The organism is Lentiprolixibacter sp. (assembly GCF_982873095.1).
Genome location: NZ_CEYNTP010000129.1, coordinates 1 through 6,155 on the forward strand (window position 1 = coordinate 1; position 6,155 = coordinate 6,155).

5 protein-coding genes and 1 pseudogene are annotated in these 6,155 nt (G+C 48.9%); 3 read left to right on the plus strand and 3 right to left on the minus strand.

The genetic code is table 11. The features are described from left to right. Both AC4E7D_RS08790 and AC4E7D_RS08795 read right to left on the minus strand, forming a co-directional pair. Positions 1-578, minus strand: a 578-nt coding sequence (locus AC4E7D_RS08790) for a 5'-3' exonuclease (protein ID WP_490173432.1), incomplete at its 3' end; no start/stop codon positions are given. Between the two features lie 56 nt (positions 579-634). Then, a complete protein-coding gene (locus tag AC4E7D_RS08795; protein ID WP_490173433.1) occupies positions 635-1,624 on the minus strand; it encodes an isoaspartyl peptidase/L-asparaginase family protein in 990 nt (329 codons plus the stop codon). Between the two features lie 43 nt (positions 1,625-1,667). On the opposite strand from AC4E7D_RS08795, the gene AC4E7D_RS08800 reads away from it, so the two are divergent. The 3 genes from AC4E7D_RS08800 (at position 1,668) to AC4E7D_RS08810 (ending at position 4,063) form a co-directional block, all read left to right on the plus strand. Further along, positions 1,668-2,393 (plus strand): copper homeostasis protein CutC, encoded by a 726-nt coding sequence (locus AC4E7D_RS08800; RefSeq protein ID WP_490173434.1) that lies wholly within the window; start codon positions 1,668-1,670, stop codon positions 2,391-2,393. A gap of 51 nt (positions 2,394-2,444) precedes the next feature. Continuing rightward, entirely contained in the window at positions 2,445-3,674 is a 1,230-nt protein-coding gene (locus tag AC4E7D_RS08805) for a metallophosphoesterase (RefSeq protein ID WP_490173435.1), read from the plus strand. 92 nt (positions 3,675-3,766) lie between these two features. Next, positions 3,767-4,063, plus strand: coding sequence for a thioredoxin family protein (locus AC4E7D_RS08810; protein ID WP_343487476.1), 297 nt, complete (start codon positions 3,767-3,769; stop codon positions 4,061-4,063). Between the two features lie 62 nt (positions 4,064-4,125). Here AC4E7D_RS08810 and AC4E7D_RS08815 read toward each other — a convergent pair. Then, positions 4,126-6,155, minus strand: a pseudogene (locus AC4E7D_RS08815) (hypothetical protein); the annotation flags it as partial.

A 6,155-nucleotide genomic window follows, 5' to 3' on the forward strand; every position in this document is an offset into this window, starting at 1 on the left:
TCACTTGCATCACCCATCATCCCCAGGTAATCAATCACCTGTTCGGGTCGTTCCACCCCAAAACGTTGTTGCACTTCGGGGATGCCCCAGATTTCTATCCCATTTCCCATCCGCGCAGGGCGGTACATAAAAATGTTCTCTGAAACCAATTGTCCGAAATCCTTGTCGGGTGTAACCATAAATACCTCGTAACCCTCTTTTTCGGCCTGCTTGGCCAGCGTTCCGATGATGTCATCGGCTTCAAGGCCGGAAACTTCCACAACAGGTATGTGCATGGCCTTAAGGATGTCCTGAATAATAGGGACAGCCACCCTGATGGCGTCCGGGGTCTCATCCCGGTTGGCTTTGTAATCTGCAAATAACTCGGTGCGTTCCGCACTGCCGTCCTTGTCAAAACAAACCGCCAGGTGGTCTGGTTTTTCCCGTTTAATCACGTCAAACAAAGAATTCACAAATCCCATAATGGCGGAGGTGTCCATTCCCTTTGAATTGATTCTCGGGTTTTTGATCAGGGCGTAATACCCGCGAAAAATCAGGGCATAGGCATCTAAGAGGAAGAGTCTTTTCTTGTCAGACATAGTGATTAAGCTTGGACGATTTCAAAGCTACGAAGATAAGCTTCCAATCGAAAATTTCAGACCGGGATATGACTTGCAGCCGGAGTATTGGTGTGGCCCGTACCCGAATAGGAACGGTAGGTAAATCCTGATTGTATGCAAAAGGCCCCGGTTTCCCCATTTTTACTCAATGCGATAAACCCGATCTGAAAGTCGAGCTTTCCTTTGTTTTTTTTAATGATCCGCCTTACGCCCTCCTCGCAAGCCTCCTGAGGCGAATACCCCTGACGCATCAATTCCACGATCAGAAAACTCCCTACGGTTCTTACCACCTCCTCCCCGAGGCCCGTAGCTGTTGCAGCACCTACTTCGTTGTCCACAAACAGCCCTGCTCCAATGATGGGGGAATCCCCGATACGTCCCGGTAGTTTATACGCCATCCCACTGGTGGTGCAGGCCCCGCAGAGGTTTCCTTCCTTGTCTATGGCCAGCATGCCAATGGTGTCGTGGTTCTCTATATTGATCCCGGGTTTATATTCAGCCTTTTCTTTCCAGGCTTCCCATTCTTGCTTTGATTTTTCGGTGAGTAGGTTCTCGCGCGGGAACCCCTTTTCAACGGCAAACTGTTCCGCACCTTTCCCTGCCAACATGACGTGGGGGGTATCTTCCATGACCTTTCGGGCCACGGATATGGGGTGGACGATGTTCTGCAGGTATACCACTGAGCCACAATTTCCCTCATGGTCCATAATACAGGCATCCAGGGTCACATTTCCTTCGCGATCCGGCCGCCCCCCTTTGCCCACACTTTGGTTGCTAACATCAGCCTCTTCCATTTTAACCCCGGCCTCCACTGCATCAAGGGCACTGCCCCCCTTTTCCAATACCTCCCAGGCCCGGGCAGTAGCATTAGGTACGTCCCAGGTGGCGATAACGATTGGCCGTACCCCATTATCTGCAGGGGCTGATTTCGATCCAACGGGTTCTGCACAGCTTTCTACCAGGGGTACAGACATCAGCCCTGCCGCCCCCAAACCGGAGTTTTTCAGGAATTTTCTTCTTTTCATCTCTGTAGGTGATTACTTTTAGCTTAGCTAAAGATACATATTTATGATAGTGGAGGTATGTGCGGCGTCTTTTGAGTCCGCTTTACTGGCAGAGCAGGCCGGGGCAGACCGGATAGAACTGTGCTCGGAACTTGGTGTAGGCGGGATAACCCCCTCTCCGGGCTTGTTCGAAAGCGTTCGGTCTGCAGTATCCCTGCCGATCCATGTGCTTATCAGGCCAAGGAGTGGTGATTTTAGCTATTCGGAAAAGGAGTTCGAGGTGATCAAGGCTGATATCGAATATTTCAAAGCCCATGGGGCTAAGGGAATTGTTTGTGGCGCCCTCAAAACGGATAACAGTCTGGATGTTCCCGGGCTTGAAAAACTTTTGAAATGGTCCGAAGGGGTCAGTTTTACCTTTCACAGGGCTTTCGATTGGGTTGGGGACCCACTGGAGAGCTTTGATATCCTCCAGCGAATGGGGGTAAAATGTTTGTTGACCTCTGGAAAATCAAAAACTGCTATTGAAGGCATTGATCTCTTGCTTGCGCTGAACGATCGGGCTGAAAAGATAACCGTAATGCCGGGGGCGGGTATACGCCCGGGAAATGCCAGGAAATTCCTGGGACTTGGGTTTAAGGCCATTCATCTCTCGGGAACCAGAATGTATCCCAACCTGATGCAGGAACCGGAGATCCCACTGATGGGCCAGGCGTTGCTATCGGAAACCCATGTGCCCAGGGCAGACTTTAACCTGCTTCATGAAGTGGTGCAAAGCGTTAAATTATAGCCAAATGGCGCTAGCCAAGTTGGGCTAAACAGATATATTTGTAAAAAAAGCATGCTGCGCTGGATCATATTTATCGTCATCTACCTGGTCATGGGTTTCTATGCCCTCCAGGCCCTGAAGACGGTCACCCGATTCCCATATATTTATTACGCCTTCATGGCCTTATCCCTGCTTGTCATTGGCAACTTTGTATATCAATTTACCTGGGGAGAAGAAGCCGGACGCGTACTTAGCCGGCCAAAGAGCTATGCCTTTGGTTTTTTGCTGGCTATGCTCACCTTTAAGCTCATCACCATTGGGTTTTTGTTTTCCGAAGACCTCTTTCGCTTTATCGCAGCCTTATACAGGAAGCTGTTTGCGAGTACCGGGGAATTCACCTTACCCACCCGGCGGCGTTTCCTCAGTCTTATGGCTATGGGCATCGCAGCTATTCCTTTTGGCGCACTGCTTTATGGGATGTACCGGGGAAAATACAATTTCCAGGTGCTGAAGTACCAGATGGAGTTTGACGATCTTCCGGAAGCCTTTGACGGGTATCAGATTACCCAGATCTCCGATATCCACAGCGGAAGTTTTGACAACCGGGAGAAGATCGAGTACGCCATTGACCTGATCAATAGTCAGGAGAGTGATGCGATCTTCTTTACAGGGGATATGGTAAATAACAAAGCTGAGGAAATGGTGCCCTGGACCGGCTTGTTTACTCAACTCAAGGCCCGTGACGGTAAATATTCCATTCTGGGGAACCATGATTACGGGGATTATGTGCCCTGGGATACAGAAGAAAAAAAGAGCCAAAACCTGGAAGAGCTCAAAGGCCTTCAAAAGGAAATGGGGTTTGACCTGTTGCTGAACGAGAGCCGTTATTTGAGAAAAGGAAAGGATCAATTGGCCCTGATCGGTGTGGAAAACTGGGGTAGGGGAGGTTTCAAGAAAGCAGGAGACCTGGACAAGGCATCAGCAGATATACAGGAAGATGACTTCAAGATCCTGTTGAGCCATGACCCTTCGCACTGGGAAGATGTTGTCATCGAACACCCCATGCATTACCACCTTACCCTGAGCGGCCATACGCACGGGATGCAGTTTGGTATAGAGATTCCCGGATGGGTCAAATGGAGCCCGGTAAAGTGGCGGTATAAGTACTGGGCGGGGATCTATGAAGAGATGGGACAGTACATCAATGTAAACAGAGGATTCGGATTCCTGGGGTATCCCGGCAGGGTTGGAATATGGCCCGAAATAACGGTCATCACCCTAAAAAAGAAATCCCTTGTGTGACCATTTCGTTAAGAGACGGCTTCATTTTATTTACGGGCAACCCACTATTGACAATTTTTCTTACTTTTGACGGGTAATCCAACGTATTTTCTATGTCGAAATTTGGAGAACTAATCGATTTGAACATCCCCGTATTGCTGGACTTTTATGCGGAATGGAATGAACAATCTACCGCCATGCATCCGGTACTCCGCGATGTGGCTGCAGCCCTGGGAGACAAGGGAAAAGTAATAAAGATTGACGTAGACAAGAACAAAGAATTGTCCCAGGCCCTAAGAATAAAAGGCCTTCCCACCCTGATGATCTACAAAAAAGGGGAAATGGTATGGAGACAAAGTGGTGAGCAAGACGCCAATACCCTTATCGGCATCCTGAACGAATACATTTAAACCTCACAGCTTCTTAGCAGGCAACACAAATTGAACCTAATCCCCTGGGTTTAGTAGTGCTGTTATTCCTCCTGTATGGTGCTGTCTTCCAAGGTGTCGGCCTGCGGGGATTCAGAAGGCACGGCTTCCATTGGATATGCTTCCTGCGTTTCCTCTTCCAGGAGGTCGTCTTTGTAGAAATGGCTGAACATATCTATGGTAGCGTTGAATGCCTGTGTTTCCACCTCCGCCAATTCCCGGTCATCGTTTTCGATCAGGATATCGATGTTCCTTCGGTAGCCTTCCATGTCAGCAATGATATCCTCGATCTTGTCGTACTGCTCATCAAGGGGTATCCCTGCATAGTAATCCAGGCGGTCCTGGTAAACTGATTTGAGTTTTTTGTACAGCTCCCTGGCCTTTTCGGTTTCCCCAACCTTGTAATAGCCATCAACGAAGGGTTCCACAAAGGTGTAATACCCGTAGAATTCCACCGGCATATTAGTCATGGCCATATCAATGATCTCACGGGCCTTGTCGATCTTGTTTTCTTCGATAAGCGCTTCGGCCAACCTGGCCAGGTTACCGCGGAAAGAAAGGCCCTGGGTACGCGTTTGTACATCGTGATAGATATCAGGGCTACCGGAGTTCCCCCAGTCCCATTTCTTCACCACATCATACATCAGGTCCGTATCGATCCTGCCCATTTCATAGGGACTTTTGTTAACTGTTTTAATCGGTACTAATTTGTAAGCAAGGCCGTCCAGTTGCAGGTACTCCTTCATCCAGATGTATTCTGCCTTGTCAAAACTACCCCCGGAGAAATAAATAGGCCTTTCCCAGTTGTTGTTGGCAAGGATATCCAGCATCATGATGCGGTTTTTCGGCAATGCCTGTGGCAAGTCGATATCAATATAGTCCACGATCAGGGCAGAATCCCTGGGTTTCACCAGACCGCTTTTCAACACATTCTCCTTATTGACGGGCACACGGATCTTGTTGGTAGGGTAGTAGACCAGGTCGAGGGTACTTTCTGAATATTCACTGAGGTCCCTGTCTGACCTTTCCAGAATGTAACGCAACTTGGTCTCGGGTTTATCGCTGGCGATCCAGTTCATGAAATCCCGGATATCCCAGCGCTTGTCTGTTCTTTGCTGATAATAGATCACATCCCGGTTGCCATATCGGTACAATTCGTGGGTCAATTGGGAAGGTATAGGATCACTCTTATACGCCTTGCGTTTCATTTGGTCCACATACCAGTCTGTCGCAAAAAGGCTGGTGCATATGATCCGTACATCAGTGCGATGGCCTTCGATTTCCTGTACATACCAGAGCGGAAAAGTGTCGTTGTCACCAATGGTGAAAAGCATAGCTCCCGCATCTTCCTGGCAGGAATCCAGATAGGCCATAGCGCTTGCCCTGGCCGTGTATCGGTTAGACCTGTCGTGGTCGTCCCAATTCTGGAAGGCCATAACTCCGGGAACCGCAAAGAGGCACACCACCAGTACCAGCGGAGCCAGTATTTTTGGTTGCAGATATTTTTTGAACTCCTCAAAGAGCCCGTAAACACCCATCCCGATCCAAATCGCGAAAATGTAGAAGGACCCCACCAGGGAATAATCCCGTTCCCTCGGCTGGAAGATATACGGGTTGGTGTAAAACTGAATGGCCAGCCCAGTGAACATGAAGAAGACAAAGAGCACCCAGAAGTGCTTAGGATTCCTTGAGATTTGGAAGACCAGGCCTATGACTCCTAATAAGAGCGGCAGGAAGAAATAGGTGTTCCGGCCTTTGTTGTCCATAACATCTGCCGGCAGGTTTTCCTGACTGCCCAGTCGCAGGCTGTCTATGAAATTGATCCCGCTGATCCATTCGCCATTTCCGTTGTAACGTCCCTGAATATCGTCCTTTTTGCCTACAAAATTCCACATGAAATAACGCCAGTACATATATCCGAACTGGAATTGGAACATATAGGTAAGGTTATCCCATATTGACGGGGGGTATACCTCCAGGTATTCTCCGAACTGCCTTAAAAAACTTATGTATTGTTCCTCGTCGATTTCCCCATTGGCCAGCCCGGTCTTAACCTGGACTACGGCACGTCTCA